The 19,585-nt window shown below is 66.5% G+C and carries 20 protein-coding genes; 2 read left to right on the top strand and 18 right to left on the bottom strand.

The features are described from left to right. Window positions 1-32: 32 nt before the first annotated feature. From coaBC to pyrR, 11 genes are all read right to left on the bottom strand, one after another. Window positions 33-1,310, bottom strand: a complete 1,278-nt coding sequence (coaBC, locus tag CLV47_RS16045) for a bifunctional phosphopantothenoylcysteine decarboxylase/phosphopantothenate--cysteine ligase CoaBC (protein WP_106350073.1) — start codon at window positions 1,308-1,310, stop codon at window positions 33-35. A gap of 17 nt (window positions 1,311-1,327) precedes the next feature. Beyond that, window positions 1,328-1,594, bottom strand: coding sequence for a DNA-directed RNA polymerase subunit omega (rpoZ, locus tag CLV47_RS16040; protein WP_106350072.1), 267 nt, complete (start codon window positions 1,592-1,594; stop codon window positions 1,328-1,330). A 70-nt stretch (window positions 1,595-1,664) separates the two neighbouring features. Continuing rightward, window positions 1,665-2,279, bottom strand: coding sequence for a guanylate kinase (gene gmk / locus CLV47_RS16035; RefSeq protein WP_106350071.1), 615 nt, complete (start codon window positions 2,277-2,279; stop codon window positions 1,665-1,667). Then, window positions 2,280-2,603 carry an integration host factor, actinobacterial type gene (gene mihF / locus CLV47_RS16030; protein WP_106350070.1) on the bottom strand — a complete coding sequence of 108 codons (324 nt, stop codon included), beginning with the start codon at window positions 2,601-2,603 and terminating at the stop codon, window positions 2,280-2,282. 234 nt (window positions 2,604-2,837) lie between these two features. Then, window positions 2,838-3,689 (bottom strand): orotidine-5'-phosphate decarboxylase, encoded by an 852-nt coding sequence (gene pyrF / locus CLV47_RS16025; protein WP_106350069.1) that lies wholly within the window; start codon window positions 3,687-3,689, stop codon window positions 2,838-2,840. Window positions 3,690-3,727: 38 nt separating this feature from the next. Further along, the gene (locus CLV47_RS16020) at window positions 3,728-4,813 is read right to left on the bottom strand and encodes a quinone-dependent dihydroorotate dehydrogenase (RefSeq protein WP_202862633.1); all 1,086 of its coding nucleotides are present in this window, start codon (window positions 4,811-4,813) and stop codon (window positions 3,728-3,730) included. Further along, window positions 4,810-8,109 carry a carbamoyl-phosphate synthase large subunit gene (gene carB / locus CLV47_RS16015; RefSeq protein ID WP_106350068.1) on the bottom strand — a complete coding sequence of 1,100 codons (3,300 nt, stop codon included), beginning with the start codon at window positions 8,107-8,109 and terminating at the stop codon, window positions 4,810-4,812. The genes CLV47_RS16020 and carB overlap by 4 nt, the downstream gene beginning before the upstream one ends. Before the next feature lie 2 nt (window positions 8,110-8,111). After that, a complete protein-coding gene (gene carA / locus CLV47_RS16010; protein WP_106350067.1) occupies window positions 8,112-9,257 on the bottom strand; it encodes a glutamine-hydrolyzing carbamoyl-phosphate synthase small subunit in 1,146 nt (381 codons plus the stop codon). Further along, complete coding sequence (locus CLV47_RS16005) at window positions 9,254-10,558, bottom strand: dihydroorotase (RefSeq protein WP_106350066.1); 1,305 nt, start codon at window positions 10,556-10,558, stop codon at window positions 9,254-9,256. Before CLV47_RS16005 ends, carA begins: the two co-directional genes overlap by 4 nt. Next, on the bottom strand, window positions 10,555-11,487 hold the full coding sequence (locus CLV47_RS16000) for an aspartate carbamoyltransferase catalytic subunit (RefSeq protein ID WP_106350065.1): 933 nt from the start codon (window positions 11,485-11,487) through the stop codon (window positions 10,555-10,557). The genes CLV47_RS16005 and CLV47_RS16000 overlap by 4 nt, the downstream gene beginning before the upstream one ends. After that, window positions 11,484-12,152 (bottom strand): bifunctional pyr operon transcriptional regulator/uracil phosphoribosyltransferase PyrR, encoded by a 669-nt coding sequence (gene pyrR / locus CLV47_RS15995; protein WP_106350064.1) that lies wholly within the window; start codon window positions 12,150-12,152, stop codon window positions 11,484-11,486. The genes CLV47_RS16000 and pyrR overlap by 4 nt, the downstream gene beginning before the upstream one ends. 239 nt (window positions 12,153-12,391) lie before the next feature. Between pyrR and CLV47_RS15990 the strand changes: the two genes are divergently transcribed. Then, window positions 12,392-12,751 carry a YciI family protein gene (locus CLV47_RS15990; protein ID WP_106350063.1) on the top strand — a complete coding sequence of 120 codons (360 nt, stop codon included), beginning with the start codon at window positions 12,392-12,394 and terminating at the stop codon, window positions 12,749-12,751. Between the two features lie 11 nt (window positions 12,752-12,762). After that, the gene (locus tag CLV47_RS15985) at window positions 12,763-13,983 is read left to right on the top strand and encodes an RNA polymerase sigma factor (protein ID WP_106350062.1); all 1,221 of its coding nucleotides are present in this window, start codon (window positions 12,763-12,765) and stop codon (window positions 13,981-13,983) included. Between the two features lie 17 nt (window positions 13,984-14,000). On the opposite strand, the gene nusB is transcribed toward CLV47_RS15985, so the two are convergent. The 7 genes from nusB to aroC all read right to left on the bottom strand — a co-directional run bounded on the left by nusB (window position 14,001) and on the right by aroC (window position 19,412). Then, on the bottom strand, window positions 14,001-14,411 hold the full coding sequence (gene nusB / locus CLV47_RS15980; RefSeq protein ID WP_106350061.1) for a transcription antitermination factor NusB: 411 nt from the start codon (window positions 14,409-14,411) through the stop codon (window positions 14,001-14,003). Then, entirely contained in the window at window positions 14,412-14,972 is a 561-nt protein-coding gene (gene efp / locus CLV47_RS15975) for an elongation factor P (protein ID WP_106350060.1), read from the bottom strand. It abuts the gene before it with no gap. Window positions 14,973-14,998: 26 nt separating this feature from the next. Next, window positions 14,999-16,105 carry a M24 family metallopeptidase gene (locus CLV47_RS15970; RefSeq protein WP_106350059.1) on the bottom strand — a complete coding sequence of 369 codons (1,107 nt, stop codon included), beginning with the start codon at window positions 16,103-16,105 and terminating at the stop codon, window positions 14,999-15,001. A 79-nt stretch (window positions 16,106-16,184) separates the two neighbouring features. Continuing rightward, on the bottom strand, window positions 16,185-16,628 hold the full coding sequence (gene aroQ, locus CLV47_RS15965; protein ID WP_106350058.1) for a type II 3-dehydroquinate dehydratase: 444 nt from the start codon (window positions 16,626-16,628) through the stop codon (window positions 16,185-16,187). After that, window positions 16,625-17,701 (bottom strand): 3-dehydroquinate synthase, encoded by a 1,077-nt coding sequence (aroB, locus tag CLV47_RS15960; protein ID WP_106350057.1) that lies wholly within the window; start codon window positions 17,699-17,701, stop codon window positions 16,625-16,627. The genes aroQ and aroB overlap by 4 nt, the downstream gene beginning before the upstream one ends. After that, window positions 17,698-18,213 carry a shikimate kinase gene (locus CLV47_RS15955; RefSeq protein WP_106350056.1) on the bottom strand — a complete coding sequence of 172 codons (516 nt, stop codon included), beginning with the start codon at window positions 18,211-18,213 and terminating at the stop codon, window positions 17,698-17,700. Before CLV47_RS15955 ends, aroB begins: the two co-directional genes overlap by 4 nt. After that, a complete protein-coding gene (aroC, locus tag CLV47_RS15950; RefSeq protein ID WP_272946802.1) occupies window positions 18,210-19,412 on the bottom strand; it encodes a chorismate synthase in 1,203 nt (400 codons plus the stop codon). Before aroC ends, CLV47_RS15955 begins: the two co-directional genes overlap by 4 nt. Window positions 19,413-19,585 lie beyond the last annotated feature (173 nt).

Here is a 19,585-nt window from a genome sequence, read left to right as displayed (position 1 = left end):
ACCCTACCGTTGCTGGCCGCGGCGATCGCGACCTACGCAGGCGCGCGGTCGCGAAGCTTGCCGGCAATCACGTCGAGCAGGCGGGCGGCGAGGGCCGTCTTCGAGCCGTCCGCGATGGTCACCTCGGTGCCGTCAGAGCCGAGTACGACCCCGGCGTTGGTGTCTCCCTCGAAGGCGCCGCCGGCGGCGACCGAGTTGACCAGCAGCAGGTCGCAACCCTTGCGCTCGAGCTTGGCGCGGGCGTAGTCGATCACGGTGTGCTTGTCGTCGCCGGTCTCCGCGGCAAAACCGGTGATGAGCGTCGATGCGCGCAGCGCCCCGGCGGTCCGATCGCGGACGAGACCAGCGAGAATATCGGGGTTCTTGGTCAGTGCGACGATGTCCGGATCAGCATCGGTCTTCTTAATCTTCGCGCCCGAATAGTTGCTCGGGCGGAAGTCCGACACGGCCGCGGCCATCACCACGACGTCGGCTTCCTTCGCCTCCGCGGTGACGACTTCTTGCATCTGGCGGGCCGACTCGACGCGGATCACCCGCGACCCGGCGGGGTCCGGTGCGTGGATGTTGGCGGCGACGAACGTGACCTCCGCACCGCGCGCGGCGGCGACGCGTGCGATCGCGACCCCCTGCTTGCCTGATGAACGGTTAGTGAGAAATCGCACCGGGTCGAGAGCCTCACGGGTGCCGCCGGCCGTCACCAGGACGCGGCGCCCGGTCAGGTCGGCGGGCAGGGCCTCGGGGCGCTGGATCAGAAGTTTGGCAAGTTCCGCGATCTCGGCTGGCTCGGCGAGCCGGCCGGCACCGGTGTCGGCGCCGGTGAGCCGCCCGATCGCAGGGCCCACGACCGCTACGCCCCGCTCGCGCAGCGTAGCGATATTGGCGCGGGTGGCCGGGTGCTCCCACATCTCGGTGTGCATGGCCGGCGCGATGAGCACCGGACATCGCGCCACCAACAGGGACGCGGTGAGCAGGTCGTCGGCACGGCCCTGCGCCATTCGTGAGATCAGGTCGGCGGTGGCCGGTACGACGACAATCAGATCGGCTCGCTGGCCGAGGCTGACATGCCGTACGGCGGGAATGTCGCTGAAGACCCCGGTTGTGACGGGGTGACCGCTGAGCGCCTCAAAGGTGGCGGCGCCGACGAAATTGAGGGCCGCGTCGGTGGGGATGACGTCCACATGATGAGCAGACTCGGTCAGCGCGCGCAGCACCTCGCACGACTTGTACGCCGCAATGCCGCCGGCAACGCCGAGCACAACGCGTGGGGCCGCAGATCCGGCCGGCATAGCGTTCATCTCAGCGACACTCATCTGGGCGCCCCGTCGTACTACGAAGCTTCGAACGGTTCGGACGTCAGAAGGCCATCGTTGATCTCGCGTAGCGCGATCGACAGCGGCTTCTCCTGTGGGGCAACCTCAACGAGGGGCCCGACATGCTCCAGCAACCCTTCAGACAGCTGGCCGTAGTAGGCGTTGATCTGGCGCGCGCGTTTGGCGGCGTAGATGACCAGCGCGTACTTGGACGTCGTATGCGTCAGCAACTCGTCGATCGGCGGGTTGGTGATGCCTTCTGGCGCGGGTGAAACTCCGGACACGGTGGGTGATCCATTCGTAGACTGTGCGGTGTAGAAAACGTGCGGTGTAAAGACACAGAGTGGCGGCCAACTAATGGCCAGCAATCAAGTCTACCAACCTAAGCGCGGCCTGCGTTACGTCGTCGTTCACAATGGTGACGTCAAACTCGTCCGCCGCACTGATTTCGACATCCGCCTGCGCCAACCTGGCCTGCACCGCGTCGTCATCCTCGGTCCCGCGCCCGATCAGCCGCCGACGTAGTTCGTCGCGCGAAGGAGGCGCCAGGAAGACCATCAGCGCCTCGGGCATCGCCGCCTTGACCTGGCGCGCGCCGGCGAGCTCAATCTCCAACAGCACCGAGCCGCCCTCCGCGAGCCGCGATTCCACCGGCGCACGCGGGGTTCCATACCGATTACCGGCAAACGCCGCCCACTCGAGCAACTCCCCCCGTTCCACCAGTGCGTCGAACTCGGCGTCGCTCAGGAAGTAGTAGTGCCGCCCATGCACCTCGCCCGGCCGCGGTCTGCGAGTCGTGGCCGAGACCGAAAGCCAGACCGGCATGTCGCCGATCGTCCCCACCGATGCGTGGTCGTGCGGCGCGGGGCCGGTAGCTGACGAGAGCAAGGTGCGCATCTTCGCCATTACCGACCCCTTGCCGACCCCGGACGGGCCAGTGAGTACGACGAGCCTGCCGGAGGTGTGCACCTACTGGCCGCGGGAGTTGATTTCGCCCTCTAACGCGACGCGTTGTTTGACGCCGAGTCCACGGACTCGCCGGCTGGGCGAGATCTCCAGCTTTTCCATAATCCGCGCGGCCTTGACCGCGCCGATCCCGGGGAGCGACTCGATGACGTCGAGCACCCTGGTGCGTCCGACCACTTCGTCAGACGTGCCCAGGTCTAGTACCTCCGTCAATGAAATACCGCCCCGTTTGAGCCGATCCTTGAATTCCGCCCTCCGACGGCGTGCGACCGCTGCTTTGTCGAGCGCAGCTGCGCGCTGTTCCGGAGTGAGATTCGGGAGAGCCACAGAAATGTCACCTCTCTATGTATATGGCGCTGATCGCCATATCGCTGGATTGACCCGACAGGTGGCCGACGGCTCAGCGCCCCCGCGCCGATCAACCACGTCATCAGGTCGTTCTAATGTACCGCGAATTATGTGTCTCGATATGCGCTTATCCCGCAACAAATTGAAAATTTGAGACTGGTAAAACACAGCAGGACCGCCCGTTTTAGTGCCTTGCACCCGTGGCGCTGACGGCTAGTCTCCCCGCTGTTCTGCAAGTCGGGACCCGACAGTTTTAGCCTTCTGTGTCAACTCGCCCCTCTCTGGACCGGCAGAGAGAATGTCCCGTGACGTCGATGCGATCACGGTGCACTCTTTCGGGAACAATCTCGCCAAATCGGCGACAGTCGCGCCTTGCGCTCCAAAACCAGGCACGAGTATCGGTCCCCTCAAGCGCCGTACGTCGACGCCCCCCGGTGCAATAGTCCCACCAATGACCACTCCGACGCTACCCAACGTCGAATTTCGCTCGTCGAGAAACTGGGTGTTGACCTCGGCCGCTTCGTTGACGATGTGTTGAGCGACCGTCATGCCGGCCGCGACGGCGGCGCGTTGCACCTGCGGGCCTTCGGGATTGGAAGTCTCGGCAAGCACGAACACTCCGGCGCCGTTGCGTTGCGCGGCGTCGATGAACGGCCGCACCGACCCGAACCCGAGGTACGGCGAGACGGTCAACGCGTCGCAGAACATCGCGCTGTGTCGCTCGAGATAGGCCTCGGCGTACGCCGCCGCGGTCGACCCGATATCGCCGCGTTTCGCGTCGAGGATGACCAAGGCGCCAGCGGCCCGGGCCGCGGCTATCGTGCGCTCCAGGACAGCGACGCCCGCTGCCCCATGCCGTTCGAAGAACGCCGACTGTGGTTTGAGGACCGCAACCTGGTCGGCGAAGGCGTCGATGCAGGTGCGCGCGAACGACTCCAGACCAGCGACGTCGTCGCGCAGTCCCCACGCCTCGAGTAGCTGTTTGTGCGGGTCGATGCCGACGCACATCGGCACCCGGGCCTCGAACGCGGCGAGCAGCCGGTCGCCGAAGGGTTCGGGCATCATCGCTCGTGGTCCTTTCGTTGAAGCCTGCGCGCCATCTATTAACGCACAGACCGTGCCGTCGCTCGAGTAGCCTCACCGATCAGCCGGGGGCCGCGGTAGATCAGTCCCGAGTAAATCTGTACGAGGGCGGCGCCCGCGTCGATCATCGCCTTCGCGTCCTCGCCGCTGCCAATCCCTCCAACGCCGATGATCGGCAGCGTGCCGCCAGACTCGCGGTGGATGAAGCGCACCATCTCGCGGGATCGCTCGGTGAGCGGTGCACCGCTCAGGCCGCCGGTTTGCGCCGCCTGGTCGGCGTCGGCCGGATCGAGCGGGTGCCGTTCGAGAGTCGTGTTAGTCGCGATGATTCCGGCCGCGCGGTGCTCGTCGAGTACGCCAAGCAGCTCACCCACGGCATCTTCGGTGAGGTCCGGGGCGACCTTGACCAATACCGGTACATCGCCGGCCTCGGCGACTAAGGCGGCGAGCAGCTCGGAGAGGTAGCCGCGGTCCTGCAGCGAGCGCAGGCCGGGGGTGTTGGGGCTGCTGACATTGATCGCGATGTAGTCGGCGTACTGACGCAGCTCGTGGAGCGAGGCAACGTAGTCGTCGATGGCCTCGTCGATCGGGGTGATCTTGGACTTCCCGAGGCTGATTCCGAGAGGTACGCCGATCGGCCCGACCTTCGCCAGAGTCGTCGCCAAGGCGCGCGCGCCCGCGTTGTTGAAACCCATCCGGTTGATCAGCGCGTTGCTATTGGTCAGCCGAAACAGCCGTGGACGCGGGTTGCCTGGCTGCGGATGCCAGGTCACGGTGCCCACCTCGACGAAACCGAGCCCGAGTGCCGGCCAGGCCTTGAGCGCGCGGCCGTCCTTGTCCATCCCGGCGGCGAGGCCGACCCGGTTGGGGAAGTCGACACCGAAGACGCGGATCGGTGACGGTTCGGTGGCGAGCATGCGGGTCACCGTGCGACGTACCGGCGCCGTCTTGGAGACCCGGGTGAGCCGCTTCATCGTCCACTCATGCGCCGTCTCGGCATCGCCGCCACCGAGCCGGAACAGCACCGGCTTGGCCAGCCGGTAGCCACCGCTGGCCAGGACCGCGCCAACCGGGCGTCGACGCTTCGCCGGGCCGTCGTCGCTCACGCGGTGGTACGGCGCAGCGCCGCCTGCAGGTCCTGAAGTGATCGGACACCGACGTCACCGGCACGCAGCGACTCGATGCCCTGCACCGCGGCCGCGGCTCCGGGAACCGTAGTGATGCAGGCAATCCGCGCGTGGATGGCCGCCGTGCGGATCTCGTAACCGTCGCGCCGAGCCGAGCCGTTGCCGGCGCCGCCGCCCGGCGTGTTGATGACCATGTCGATTCGGCCGTCCTCAATCATCTCCACGCAGTTGTCCGGCCCGTCACTGTATTTGCGGACGACCTTCGCGGCCACGCCATTGCGCCGCAATACCTGCGCGGTCCCCTTCGTGGCGACGACTTCGAAGCCGAGATCGGACAGCCGCTTGACCGGGAAGATCGCCGAGCGCTTGTCCCGATTGGCCAGGCTGACGAACACCGTGCCGGACATCGGCAACGATCCGTACGCCGCCGTCTGCGACTTCGCGAACGCGGTGCCAAACGCGGCGTCGATGCCCATCACCTCGCCGGTGGACTTCATCTCCGGGCCGAGCACGTTGTCGATCGGATCGCCGTCCTTGGTCTGGAACCGGTGGAACTGCATCACCGCTTCCTTGACCGCGATCGCCGAATCGAGCGGCAGGTCTCCCCCGTCGCCGCGGGCAGGCAGAAAACCATCGGCGCGCAACTGCTTGATGCTCTGCCCCACCGCAATGCGCGAGGCGGCCTTGGCCATCGACACGGCCGTCGCCTTCGACACGAACGGCACGGTCCGCGACGCACGCGGGTTGGCCTCCAGGACGTAGATGATGTCGTCCTTCAGCGCGTACTGCACGTTGAGCAGGCCGCGAACTCCTACGCCCTCGGCGATCTTACGTGTGGACTCCCGGATCCGATCGATCTCCGAGACTCCCAGCGTGATCGGCGGCAGCGCACAGGACGAGTCGCCGCTGTGCACGCCGGCCTCCTCGATGTGTTCCATCACGCCGCCGAGATAGAGCTCTTCTCCGTCGTACAACGCATCGACGTCGAGCTCGACCGCGTCTTCCAGGAACCGGTCGACCAGCACGGGATGCTCGGGGCTGACCTGAGTGGCGCGCAGGATGTAGCCCTCGAGAGTGTCGTCGTCGTAGACGATCTCCATGCCGCGTCCACCCAGGACGTACGACGGGCGCACCAGGACCGGATAGCCGATCTCGTCGGCGATCTCCTTCGCCTCTGAGTAAGAGAACGCCGTGCCATGCTTGGGCGCCGGCAGTCCGGCCGCATGCAGCACCCGACCGAAAGCACCACGCTCCTCGGCCAGGTCGATCGCCTCGGGCTGGGTGCCGAGCACCGGCACCCCCGCGTCCTTGAGCCGTTGCGCGAGCTTGAGCGGTGTCTGGCCGCCGAGCTGGCACAGCACGCCTTCGACCGGTCCGACGGCCCGCTCGGCCTCGATGACTTCCATGACGTCCTCGAACGTCAGCGGCTCGAAGTAGAGTCGATCTGACGTGTCGTAGTCGGTCGAGACGGTCTCGGGGTTGCAGTTGACCATGATGGTCTCGTAGCCGGCCTCACGCAGCGTCATCGCCGCATGCACGCAGGAGTAGTCAAACTCGATGCCCTGCCCGATGCGGTTGGGTCCGCTACCGAGGATGATCACCGCCGGCTTGTCCCGCGGCTCGACCTCGGTCTCCTCGTCGTACGACGAGTAGTGGTACGGCGTGACCGCCGCGAATTCGGCCGCGCAGGTGTCGACGGTCTTGTAGACCGGCCGGATGCCCATCCGCCACCGCAGCGACCGTACGCCATCCTCACCAGCCAGCTCCGGCCGCAGCGCGGCCACCTGCTGATCGGAGAATCCGGCGCGCTTTGCCTTACGCAGCAGGCTTTCTTCGAGCGATGGTGCCGCGGCGACCTCGTTGCGAGTCAAGACGAGCTGCGCGATCTGGTCAACGAACCACGGGTCGAAGCCGCTGGCAGCGCTCACCTCTTCGACGCTGGCGCCGAGCCGCAGCGCGCGCTCGGCGTCGTACAGCCGACCGTCGTGCGCGGTCTTGAGTGCCTCGACCGAGCTGGCCGCCGTGCTGCCCTCCGGGTCCGGCGCGGTCCAGAAGCCGACCGCCTTGGTTTCCATGGAGCGCAGCGCCTTTTGCAGCGCCTCCTGGAAGTTGCGGCCCAGCGACATTGCCTCGCCGACACTTTTCATCGTGGTCGTCAGGGTCTCGTCGGCGCCAGGGAACTTCTCGAACGCGAACCGCGGCACCTTGACCACGACGTAGTCCAGTGCGGGTTCGAACGATGCCGGCGTCTTCTCTGTGACGTCGTTAGGGATCTCGTCGAGGGTGTAGCCGATCGCCAACCGAGCAGCGATCTTGGCGATCGGGAACCCGGTCGCCTTGCTGGCCAGTGCCGACGACCGGGACACCCGCGGGTTCATCTCGATCACGATCATCCGGCCGTTTGCCGGGTTGATCGCGAACTGGATGTTGCAGCCGCCGGTCTCGACGCCGACCGCACGCAGGATGTCGATGCCGAGATCGCGCATCTGTTGGTATTCGCGGTCGGTCAGCGTCATGGCCGGCGCAACGGTCACCGAGTCGCCGGTGTGCACACCCATGGCGTCGAGGTTTTCGATCGAGCAGACGACCACGACGTTGTCCTTGCGGTCGCGCATGAGCTCGAGCTCGTATTCCTTCCAGCCGATGACGCTCTCTTCGATGAGCACCTCGGTGGTCGGGCTGGCGTGCAGGCCGGCGGCCGCGATCCGCTCAAGATCATGCTTGTCGTACGCCATCCCGGAGCCGGAGCCGCCCATAGTGAACGACGGGCGGACAACGACCGGGTAACCGAGGTCTTCGACCGTTGCCCAGACCTCGTCCATCGAATGACACACCGCGCTACGGGGCGCGTCGCCGCCGACCGCGCGCACGATGTCCTTGAACTTCTGCCGGTCCTCGCCGCGCTGGATGGCGTCGATGTCGGCACCGATCAGCTCCACGCCGTATTTTTCGAGCGTCCCGTTCTCATGCAGGGACACCGCCAGGTTGAGAGCGGTCTGCCCGCCCAGGGTCGCGAGGATCGCGTCGGGGCGTTCGGCGGCGATGACCTTCTCCACGAACTCCGGCGTCAGCGGCTCGATGTAGGTCGCATCAGCAAACTCGGGGTCGGTCATGATCGTGGCCGGATTGGAGTTAATCAGGCTGACTCGGATGCCCTCGGAGCGCAACACCCGGCAGGCCTGCGTGCCGGAGTAGTCGAATTCGCAGGCCTGGCCGATGACGATCGGGCCCGACCCGATCACCAGGATGTGCGACAGGTCTTCACGTTTGGGCATGCTTATTTCACCTTTGCTGTCGCGGAGTCGCCCAGGAGGTCGACGAAACGGTCGAAGAGATAGGCGGCGTCGTGCGGTCCGGCGGCCGCTTCCGGGTGGTACTGCACGCTGAACGCCGGCGCGTCGAGGCAGCGCAGGCCCTCGACGACGTTGTCGTTAAGGCCGACATGGCTTACTTCTGCGCGCCCGTATGGCGTGTCAACGACTTCGCCGATCGGCGCGTCCACGGCGAACCCGTGGTTTTGGGCGGTGATCTCCACCTTGCCGGTGACCCGGTCGATGACCGGCTGGTTGATGCCGCGGTGGCCGTACTGCAGCTTGTAGGTGCCAAAACCCAGCGCGCGGCCGAGGATCTGGTTGCCAAAGCAGATGCCGAATGTCGGCAGTCGGTCGGACAGTGCCTGCTGTATCAGCGAAACCTGCGAGTCCGCGGTCGCCGGGTCACCCGGCCCGTTACTGAAGAACAAGCCGTCGGCGCCGATCGCCTGGACGTCGTCGTACGTCGCTCCAGCGGGCAGGACGTGCACCTCGATGCCGCGCTTGGCGAGCTGCTTGGGTGTCATGGCCTTGATGCCCAGGTCGATGGCGGCCACGACGTACTTCTTCTCGCCGTCGGCCGGTACGACGTACGCGCTGTCCGTGCTCACCTGCGAGGCGAGCTCGCTACCGGCCATCGCCGGCTGCGCGGTGACCCGCTCGACGAGGGACTCGATCGATTCGTGTGCGTCGGGGCCGGTGAACAGGCCGACGCGCATGGCGCCGCGTTCACGGATGTGGCGGGTCATGGCGCGGGTGTCGACGTCGGTGACGGCGACGACCTGCTGGGCCCGCAGCTCGTCGTCAAGCGGCCGCGCCGAACGCCAGTTTGACGGCCGGGTGGCGATGTCTCGCACGATCAGCCCACTGACCCAGATCCGCGTGGACTCGTCGTCCTCGTCGTTCCAGCCGGTGTTACCGATGTGCGGCGCGGTCAGTACGACGACCTGCCGGTGGTAGGACGGGTCGGTCAGTGTCTCCTGGTAGCCGGTCATGCCGGTGCTGAAGACTGCCTCGCCGTACGCCGCACCGGGTGCGCCGAAGGACCGGCCGCGAAACGCCCGGCCATCCTCGAGTACGACGATGGCGGCGGTGTCGTTGGATGTGCTCATTTGGTTACCTTTCCGTCGAGCACGGTCGGCGTACCCCGAAGGAACGTCGCTACGACCTTGCCCGGAAGTTCGAGTCCGGCGTACGGGGTGTTGCGGCCCTTGCTGGCCAGTCGCGCCGGGTCGACCGTCTGGGACTGTGCCGGGTCGACCAGGACGAAGGATGCCGGCGCCCCGGTCATCAGGCCTTGGCCGTGCTCGGTCAGCTGCCCGATCCGGGCCGGATCGATGGACGTGACGCGGGCGATCGACTCCCAGTCGACGGCACCGTTGCCGTCGGACAGGGTCATGATCGCGATGGACAGGGCTTGTTCGAGCCCGACCATGCCGGGGCGCGCATAGGCCCACTCGCACTCTTTATCTTCGACCGCGTGCGGCGCGTGGTCAGTGGCGATGATGTCGATCGTGCCGTCGCGGAGCGCCTCGCGCAGCGCGTCGACGTCTTCACCGCGGCGCAGTGGCGGGTTGACCTTGTAGACCGGGTCGTAGGACTCGGCGAGGTCCTCGGTGAGCAGCAGGTGATGCGGTGTGACCTCGGCCGTGACGTTGATGCCTTTTGACTTCGCCCAGCGGATCAGTTCCACCGAACCGGCGGTCGACACGTGGCACACGTGCAGCCGGGATCCGACGTGCTGAGCGAGCAGGCAGTCGCGCGCGATAATCGACTCTTCGGCGACGGACGGCCAGCCGGCCAGTCCGAGCTTGCCGGACAATACGCCCTCATTCATCTGCGCGCCCCCGGTCAGCCGCGCGTCTTCGGCGTGCTGGGCGATGACGCCGTCGAAGGCCTTCACATACTCCAGGGCGCGGCGCATGAGACCGGGATCGCCCACACAGATGCCATCGTCGGAGAAGACCCGCACCCGCGCGGCCGAGTCGGCCATCGCGCCCAGCTCGGCGAGCCGCTCGCCCTTGAGGCCGGTAGTGACGGCGCCTACCGGGATCACGTCGACCAGGCCGACGTGCCGGCCGATGTTCCATACCTGCTCTACGACGCCCGCCGTGTCGGCGACCGGATCGGTGTTGGCCATCGCGTGCACGGCCGTGTAGCCGCCGAGCGCGGCGGCCCGTGAACCGGTCTCGATCGTCTCGGCGTCTTCGCGGCCGGGTTCGCGCAGGTGGGTGTGCAGGTCGACGAGGCCGGGCAGCCCGACCAGTCCCGTCGCGTCAAGGGTCTGGATATCGTTATCGAGCACGAGATCCTGGCCGATGGCAGCGATTACGCCGTCCTTGACGTGCAGGTCGACCGGGTCGTTGCCGAGCGGGCGCAGGCCCTTGATGAGCCATTCGGTCTGAGCGGTCACGCCTTGCCTCCAAGAAGTAGATAGAGAACAGCCATTCGGACCGATACGCCGTTGGCGACTTGTTCGACGATGGTCGAGCGGGCGGAGTCCGCGACGTCGGACGCGATTTCCATGCCGCGGTTCATTGGGCCGGGGTGCATCACGATCGCGTCCGGGCCGAGTGCGCCGACGCGCGCCATGTCCAGGCCGTATCGCCGCGAATACTCGCGCTCGGTGGGAAAGAACGACGCGTTCATTCGCTCGCGCTGCACCCGCAGCATCATCACCACGTCGCTCTTCGGCAGCGCCGCATCGAGGTCGTAGGAAACCTTCACCGGCCACGACTCGGTGCCGACCGGCAGCAGGGTCGGTGGCGCTACGAGCGTGACATTCGCGCCGAGTGTGTCCAGCAGCAGCACGTTTGAGCGTGCAACCCTGCTGTGTAAGACATCCCCGACGATCGTGACGTTAAGACCGGCGAGATCGTCGCCGGGCCCACGGCCGGTGCGCTTGCGCATCGTGAAGGCATCGAGCAGGGCCTGTGTGGGATGTTCGTGCGTGCCGTCGCCGGCGTTGACGACGCTCCCCTCGACCCACTGAGCGAGGCGGTGCGGCGAGCCTGAGGCGCTGTGCCGGATCACGACGGCATCCGCCCCCATGGCCTGCAGCGTGAGCGCGGTGTCCTTGAGGCTCTCTCCCTTAGTGACGCTCGAGCCCTTGGCGGAGAAGTTGATGACGTCTGCCGAGAGTCGCTTCGCGGCCAGCTCAAAGGAGATCCGGGTGCGGGTGGAGTCTTCGTAGAAGAGGTTGACGACCGTGCGCCCGCGCAGCGTGGGCAGCTTCTTGATCTCACGACCGGCGAGCGAGTTTTCGATCTGTTCGGCCGTGTCGAGGACTTCGACGGCTTGTTCGGGGCTGAGGTCCGCGGCAGACAGCAAATGCGTGATCACGACTCTCCCTGCGCTTTGATCAGTTCCATCGCGGCCGCGCGGTCCGGCGTACTCGGTGAGATCACGATCCCGTCGGCGCCGTCGAACTCGGCGATCGCGACGAACACCTGCTCTTCGCGCGCGGTCGGGATGTTTTTGCCGACATAGTCGGCGCGGATCGGCAGCTCACGGTGCCCGCGGTCGACCAGAACGGCGAGCTGAATCGCCTTGGGGCGGCCCCAGTCGCGAAGCGCATCGAATGCGGCCCGAATCGTGCGGCCGGAAAACAGCACATCGTCGATGAGTACGACGATTTTGCCGTCGATCCCACCGTCCGGCTCCTCGGTGTTTTCCAACGGCCGTACCCCGCGGGTGCGCAGATCATCGCGGTAGAGGGTGATGTCGAGAATGCCCAGCGGTGGCGCGATGCCGGCAAAGGTCCCTATTCGGGCGGCGACCCGCTGCGCGAGGTGTTCGCCGCGGGTCGGGATTCCGACCAGGACAGTGTCTTTGGCGCCGTCGGTCTTTTCCAGGATCTGGTGCGCGATGCGATCGATGATGCGCGAGATTTCATCGCCCGCGGCGATGAGGCGCACGCCGCCTGGTGCCGCTGAACGCGGCGACCCTGATTGCGATGAACCTGGTTGCGATGGACCTGATCCGGACGGCTTTGGGCTCGTAGCCATGTCGGCTCCTTCTCCGCCTCACGGGACGGCCAATTAAAGGATGATGTGCTTCCAAGAATAATGCGTGCGCGCCGTCACGTGCTCGACGACCCCACCGCCCGCGACTTTGTACCTCAGCATCAATCGCCGGACACAAATCCGAGGAACTTTCACGCTAGCGTGATGTCGAGAAGTTGAGCCCGGCTACGACTACACAGTGAAAGCGCCCAAAAAGGACGCTCCCACAGAAGGACGCAACGATGAAATACATGATCGCAATGTTCGGCAGTGCCAGCGAGATGGGCGAGACTCAGTCCCCGGAGTGGATCCGGGAAATGATCGACTTCATGATCGGCCTCGACAAGTCACTTCGCGAGTCCGGCGAAATGGTATTCAACGAAGGTCTCACAGATGGTGTCCTGGGCAAGACGGTTCGGCTCGAGGACGGCCAGCCGGTGGCAACCGACGGCCCATTCGCCGAGGCAAAGGAGTCGATTATCGGATTCTGGATCGTCGACGTCGCCAGCGAGGCTCGCGCCATCGAGATCTGCGGCCAGATCGCGAAGTACTCCGGCGTCGTCGAGCTTCGTCCGGTTGCCGCCGGGCCGCCCGCGGTCTGAGTCGGTACGCCGTGACCGATCCGCGCCACGTCGGTGACCTGCTGCGCACGCTCGCGCCGCAGGTCACCGGCATACTGGCCCGCCGTTATGGCCACTGGGAGGCGGCCGAGGACGCCGTACAAGAGTCACTGATCGTGGCAGTAAAGCAGTGGCAGGAGGGCGGCGTCCCGGACCACCCACGCGGGTGGCTGATCACCGTTGCCACGAGACGATTCATCGACGCGTTACGCAGCGAGCTCGCCCGCCGCGAGCGTGAGGCAGCCAGCGCACAGAACGAACAGATGCTCGACGTACCGGACGACGATGACTCACTGACCTTGCTGTTTCTGTGCTGCCATCCGGCACTTGGCAGACCGTCCCAGCTCGCGCTGACGCTGCGCGCGGTCGGCGGGCTCACGACGCGGCAGATCGCGGCGGCGTTTTTGGTGCCGGAATCGACGATGGCCCAACGGATCAGCCGCGCCAAACGGCAGATCCGAGACGCCGGGGCGACGTTCGACCTGCCCGACGAGGCCGAGCAGCGCCGCCGGCTGGGCGTCGTCATGCAGGTGCTCTACCTCATTTTCAACGAGGGGTACACGCCCGGGACCGAACGCGCGGTGACGAGTCTCGACCTCACGCGAGAGGCGATACGGCTAGCCCGGCTCCTGCATGATCTCGTCCCGGGAAATGCCGAAGCCGCCGGATTGCTCGCGCTCATGTTGCTGACGGACGCGCGACGCGAGGCACGCCAACAGCCGAACGGGATGCTTGTCCCCCTCGATGAACAGGATCGCTCGAAGTGGGACCGCGACTATATCGACGAAGGCACAAAACTGTTGAGCTCCGCCCTGGGGTCAGCCCCGCCGGGCCCATATCAGCTTCAGGCGGCGATCGCGGCGCTGCACGACGAGGCGCCGACCGCGGCTCAGACCGACTGGCCACAGATCCTGGCCCTCTACTCGGTCCTGGAGCGGGTCAGCCCGAATCCGGTCGTGAGCTTGAACCGGGCGGTGGCCGTGGCAATGGTCAGCGGGCCGCGCGAGGGTCTGCGGATTGTCGAACGACTCAGCGGCAATGCCCAGCTGGCACAGTCACATCGGCTGGACGTCGTGCGCGGCTATCTCCTCGAGATGGCCGGCGATCGTGAGCAGGCGCGCGAAAGCTACCTTCGCGCGGTACGACGTACGACGAGCGTCGCCGAGCAGCGCTACCTGTCGATCAAGGCATCGAAGCTCAACGTCGTACCCTGACCAGGTTGTAGACCCGCTCAGACGGCGAGGTCGGGTTTGATCCGCGCGAGCCTGCGCAGTAGGCCGTTGATGAAGTTGGGCGAGTCGTCGGTCGACAACGACTTGGCCAGCTCGACAGCCTCGTCGATCGCGACCGCATCAGGTACGTCGTCGCACCACATCAGCTCGAAGACAGCGATCCGGACGATCGCGCGATCCACCCCGGGCATCCGGTCAAGGGCCCAGCCCTCGGTGTAGCTCTCGATCAGCTCGTCGATGCGATCGCGGTGCTGTACGACGCCCTCGACCAACGTGAAGGTGTAGGGCTGCACCGGACGGTCACCATCGGCGCCGCGTTCGGCCGCCGTACCTGCCGGATCCGAACCGCGAAGGTCGGACTCGAAGAGGATGTCGACCGCGCGCTTTCGGGTTTTAGTACGAGCAGACACTTAGTTGATGCGTCCTAGGTAGCCGCCGTCGCGAGTGTCGACCTTGACCTTCTCACCGGTGCTGATGAACAGCGGCACCTGGATGGTCGCGCCGGTCTCGAGCTCGGCAGGCTTCGTGCCACCGGTCGAACGGTCGCCCTGCAGGCCCGGGTCGGTGTGCTTGATGAGCAGCTCGACGCTGGTCGGCAGCTCAACGAACAGCGGTACGCCGTCGTGGGTCGCGACCGTCGCGCTGGTGTTTTCGAGCATGAAGTTGGCCGCGTCCCCGACGATCTCGGCGCTCACCGGAATCTGGTCGTAGGTGTCGCCGTCCATGAAGATGAAGTCCTGGCCATCGTTGTAGAGGTACTGCATCGAACGCTTGTCGACGTTGGCGGTCTCGACCTTCGTGCCCGCGTTGAAGGTCCGGTCGACGACCTTGCCCGATGTGACGTTCTTGAGTTTGGTGCGCACGAACGCGCCACCCTTGCCCGGCTTGACGTGTTGAAACTCAACAACCGTCCACAGGTTGCCGTCAAGGTTGAGTACGGTGCCGTTCTTCAGATCGTTCGTGGTTGCCACGTGGGGCGGTCCTCTCGGGGATGTCGCTACAAAACGACGAGCTCTTTGGATGTCGTCGTCAACAGGTCGGTGCGGGTCGCGCGTGGTGCCGCAGCGTCGTGATGCAGTACCAGCGTGTCTTCGATGCGTACGCCGCCGCGGCCCGGCAGATAGACACCGGGTTCAACGGTGACACAAACCCGATCCGCCAGTTTAGTCTCCGCCAACTGGGAGAGGTTGGGCGCCTCGTGCACTTCGAGTCCAACGCCGTGCCCGAGGCTGTGCGCGAACGTGTCGCCGTACCCGGCCGCCGTGATGATCTCGCGCGACACGGTGTCGATGTCCTTGCCTGTCTTGCCGATCTCGAGGGCCTCCGAACCGGCCGCCTGCGACTGTGCGACGAGCTCGTAAATCTCGCGCTGCCAGTCGGCGATCCGGCCCACGGCGTACGTGCGGGTCATGTCTGAGTGGTAGCCGAGGTACGTCGCACCGAAGTCGAGCTTGATCAGGTCGCCGGACGCGAGGAGGCGGTCCGTCGGGCTGTGGTGCGGGATAGCCGAGTTGGGCCCGGTCGCCACGATCGACTCGAAAGACACCTCTTCGGCGCCCAGGCGCAACATCCGGAAGTCCAGCTCCAGGGCGATCTCGCGCTCGGTGCGACCGGCGATGATCCCGCCGGCCTCGATCATCTGAGCCAGCGCTTGATCGGCGATCGCCGCGGCCTGGCGAAGCAACTCGATCTCCTGGTCGTCTTTGATCGCGCGCAGGTCCTCGACCGCGCTGTCGATACTGACGAACTCGAGTTTCGGCGCCGAGTCCTGCAGCCGTCGCGCGTCGTCGACGCTGACCACATGGGTCTCGTAGGCAATCTTGTGCGCCGTAGCCTCGGCTCGTTCAAGCAATGCCGTCGCCGACGCGCGGCCGACGTGCAGCGGCAGGTCAGGCACCTCGGCCTCGGACTGGGTGACATAGCGCCCGTCAGTGCTGAAGACGTCCATCGACGGCTCGGTGCCGATCAGCAGCGCCGCATTAGAGCCGGTGAACCCGGTCAGATAACGCACATTGATCAGGTTGGTGACCAGTGCAGCATCGACCGCGCGCTCACGCAGCACGGAACGGAGGGCTTCGCGGCGGCGCGCGTGAGATTCAGGCATGGCGGCAATTCTAGGCCCGCGCCCGTCGTACGCCGCGGGGGCGTTCGTCGTACGCCGCGAGGGCGTGGGCCACGCGGAGTCAGGCGTGCTCTGCCAGCCAGCGGATCGCCGCGGCGTACCCATCGACGCCCAGCCCCGCGATGACGCCGGCCGCGGTCGCCGAGACGACCGAATGGTGCCGGAACCGTTCGCGGGTGTGGATGTTGGAGATGTGCACCTCGACCAGCGGCGCAGTCAGCATCGCGCACGCGTCGTGCAGCGCAATCGAGTAGTGGCTCCAGGCAGCCGGGTTAAGTACCACGGGGCTCTCGCTGTCGGCAGCCTCGTGCAGCCAGCCCAGCATCTGCGCTTCGTCGTCGGTCTGGCGTACGTCGGCGGTCAAACCGCACTCGGTCGCGACCTTCTCGCACAGCGCAACCAGGTCGGCGTACGTCGTGGCGCCGTAGATCTCTGGTTCCCGGGTGCCGAGCCGGCCCAGGTTGGGCCCGTTGAGGATCAGTACCTCGCGTGGAGTAGCACTCACGACCTGACTCCCTCCTGCGTGACCTCGGCGTACGCCGCTTCAAGCAGCGCGTCGTCCGGGTCGTCGAAGATGGCCGGCGAGGCCAGACCATCGAGTACGACGAAGCGTAGCCGGTTGGCGCGCGCCTTCTTGTCCACCCGCATCGCGTCGTGCAGTTGCGACCAGGGCGCGCCGGCGTACGACGTGGGCAGTCCGACGGAGGTCAGGATCGCACGGTGGCGACCCGCGGTCCCCTCGTCCAGGCGTCCGCTGAGCCGGCCGAGCGCCGCGGCGAAGATCATCCCGACGCTGACGGCCGCGCCGTGTCGCCAGCGGTAGTTCTCGGCCTTCTCGATCGCGTGCCCGAGCGTGTGCCCGTAGTTGAGGATCTCGCGCAGGCCTTGTTCGGTGAGGTCCTCCCCGACCACGCGCGCCTTGACGGCGATCGCGCGATGGATGAGCTCCGCGCTGACCTCGGCGCTGGGGTCGGTCGCGGCCTGCGGGTCGGCCTCGATCAGTTCGAGGATGCGCGGGTCCGCGATGAACCCGGCCTTGATGATCTCGCCCAGTCCCGCGACGTAATCGTCCTTGGGCAGCGTGACGAGCGCGTCGAGGTCGCAGAGCACCCCGGCCGGCGGATAGAACGCGCCCACGAGGTTTTTGCCGGCGGCGGTGTTGATCGCGGTCTTGCCGCCGATCGCGGCGTCGACCATGCCAAGCAGTGTCGTGGGAACCTGTACGACGCGTACGCCGCGCAACCAGGCGGCCGCGACCCATCCGCCGAGGTCGGTGACCGCCCCGCCGCCGAGCGCGATAATCGCGTCGGTGCGGGTGAACCCGAGCTCACCGAGCCGATCCCAGCACGCGCCGGCGACCGCGAGGGTCTTGCCCGCTTCGGCGTCCGGTACCTCGATCAGGTGCGCACCGTCACCGAGCGCACCGCGGATCGTCTCGGCCCGCGCGGTCAGCGGGGCGGAGTGGATGATCGCCACCCGTGCCGCTCCGGCGACCATCTCGGCAAGCCGACCGGTCAGGTCACGACCGATGACCACGTCGTACGGCGCGGCGCCGTTGACCGTGACGACGACGCTCATGCCGGCGACTCCTGCAGTAGCCGGGCCAGCTCTGCGGCAATGTCCTGCGGATCGCGATCGGACGTGTCGAACTCAATCGTGGCCACCTCGGCGTACAGCGGCGCACGTTGTTCCATCAGGAAACCGAGGGTGGCGCGTGGGTTGAAGTTAAGCACCGGCCGCGTCGTACCCAGACCGACCCGCTTGGTCGCATTGGCGAGCGAGACCGTCAGCCACACGACCCGGTGGTCGGCCAGCGCGGCACGAGTCTTTGCGTCGAGTACGGCGCCGCCGCCGAGTGACAGCACGCCGGCGTGCTCGGTCAGCGCGTCGAGCACGGCGGCATGCTCGAGCTCCCGGAAGCGTTCCTCACCATCGTCGAGGAAGATGTCGCTGATCGCCTTGCCCGTGCGCTGCTCGATGTCGTGGTCGACGTCGCGAAACGGCAGGCCAAGCGCTTCGGCCAGCAGCGGTCCGACGGTCGACTTGCCCGAACCGGGCGCACCGACCAGGACGACGGCGGGCCGGGTCACTTCACACCCAGGTTGTCGTTGTAGGCGACGATGTTGCGGGTGGTCTCGGTGATGTTGTCGCCGCCGAACTTCTCGATGATGGCGTCCGCGACGACCAACGCGACCATCGCCTCGGCGACCACACCGGCCGCCGGCACGGCGCACACGTCGCTGCGTTGGTTGATCGCGACCGCTTCGTCGCCGGTGGAGATGTCTATCGTGGCAAGCGCCCGCGGCACGGTAGAAATCGGCTTCATCGCGGCGCGTACTCGAAGCTGTTCGCCGTTGGTCATGCCGCCTTCGATGCCTCCGGCCCGGTTGCTGCGGCGCGAAATACCAGCGTCGCCGCCGTCGATCTCGTCGTGTGCGGCCGAGCCGCGGCGCCGTGCCGTCGCGAAACCGTCGCCGATCTCGACTCCTTTGATCGCCTGGATGCCCATCAGCGCAGCGGCCAGCCGCGAATCGAGGCGGCGGTCCCAGTGCGTGTAGCTGCCCAGCCCGATCGGCAGGCCCTCGACCACGACCTCGACGACTCCGCCGAGGGTGTCTCCGGCTTTGCGCGCGGCGTCGACCTCGGCGACCATGGCCGTCGAGGTTTCCGGATCAGCGCAACGCATCGGGTCATCGTCGACTCGTTGCAAGTCACCCGGCGCGGGCACCACACCGTCGGGGGCGACAACCGAGCCGAGCTCGATGACGTGGCTGATGACCTCGGCCCCGGTCGTGAGGCGGATGAAGCTCTTGGCGACGGCGCCGAGCGCTACCCGGGCGGCGGTCTCCCGGGCGCTGGCGCGTTCGAGGACGGGCCGCGCGTCGTCGAACCCGTACTTCTGGATCCCGGCGAGGTCCGCGTGGCCAGGTCGCGGCCTGGTCAGCGGCGCGTTGCGGGCCTGCTCGTCGAGCACCTCCTGAGCGACCGGGTCCGCCGACATCACGGTCTCCCACTTAGGCCACTCGGTATTGCCGACGTGGATCGCAATCGGTGAGCCGAGCGTGCGGCCATGGCGTACGCCGCCGGCCACGGTTACGGCGTCCTGCTCGAACTTCATCCGCGCGCCGCGGCCGTAACCGAGCCTCCGGCGCGCGAGTTCGCCTTGGATCACCTCGGTGGTGATAGGTACGCCCGCAGGCAGACCTTCCAAAATAGCGGTGAGTATCGGTCCATGAGATTCACCGGCGGTGAGCCAACGCAGCATGCCGACGATTCTCTCACCTCGCATTCAGCCACTCCCGCACCGCCCATCCGTCGCGAAAGTCCGCTGATCCGTCGCGAAAGTCCGCTGATCCGTCGCGAAAGTCCGCTGATCCGTCCGTTCGAAGCCAGCTCGATCGAACATTTGTGCCGTTCGGCAGCAAGACTTCGCCGTGGACGCTGCCGAACGATACATTTGTG

The sequence above is a fragment of the Antricoccus suffuscus genome (assembly GCF_003003235.1).
GTDB classification, from domain to species: domain Bacteria; phylum Actinomycetota; class Actinomycetes; order Mycobacteriales; family Antricoccaceae; genus Antricoccus; species Antricoccus suffuscus.
Note: the sequence above shows the minus strand (reverse complement) of the source record. Positions and strands in the feature narration are given on the sequence as shown.

Bases quoted from the DNA above. Each gene is read 5' to 3' on its own strand.
- coaBC (WP_106350073.1), bottom strand. From the start codon at position 1,310: ATGAGTGTCGCTGAGATGAACGCTATGCCGGCCGGATCTGCGGCCCCA.
- pyrF (WP_106350069.1), bottom strand. From the start codon at position 3,689: ATGATGCCCGAACCCTTCGGCGACCGGCTGCTCGCCGCGTTCGAGGCC.
- carB (WP_106350068.1), bottom strand. From the start codon at position 8,109: ATGCCCAAACGTGAAGACCTGTCGCACATCCTGGTGATCGGGTCGGGC.
- carA (WP_106350067.1), bottom strand. From the start codon at position 9,257: ATGAGCACATCCAACGACACCGCCGCCATCGTCGTACTCGAGGATGGC.
- pyrR (WP_106350064.1), bottom strand. From the start codon at position 12,152: ATGGCTACGAGCCCAAAGCCGTCCGGATCAGGTCCATCGCAACCAGGT.
- CLV47_RS15990 (WP_106350063.1), top strand. From the start codon at position 12,392: ATGAAATACATGATCGCAATGTTCGGCAGTGCCAGCGAGATGGGCGAG.
- CLV47_RS15970 (WP_106350059.1), bottom strand. From the start codon at position 16,105: ATGCCTGAATCTCACGCGCGCCGCCGCGAAGCCCTCCGTTCCGTGCTG.
- aroB (WP_106350057.1), bottom strand. From the start codon at position 17,701: ATGAGCGTCGTCGTCACGGTCAACGGCGCCGCGCCGTACGACGTGGTC.
- aroC (WP_272946802.1), bottom strand. From the start codon at position 19,412: ATGCGAGGTGAGAGAATCGTCGGCATGCTGCGTTGGCTCACCGCCGGT.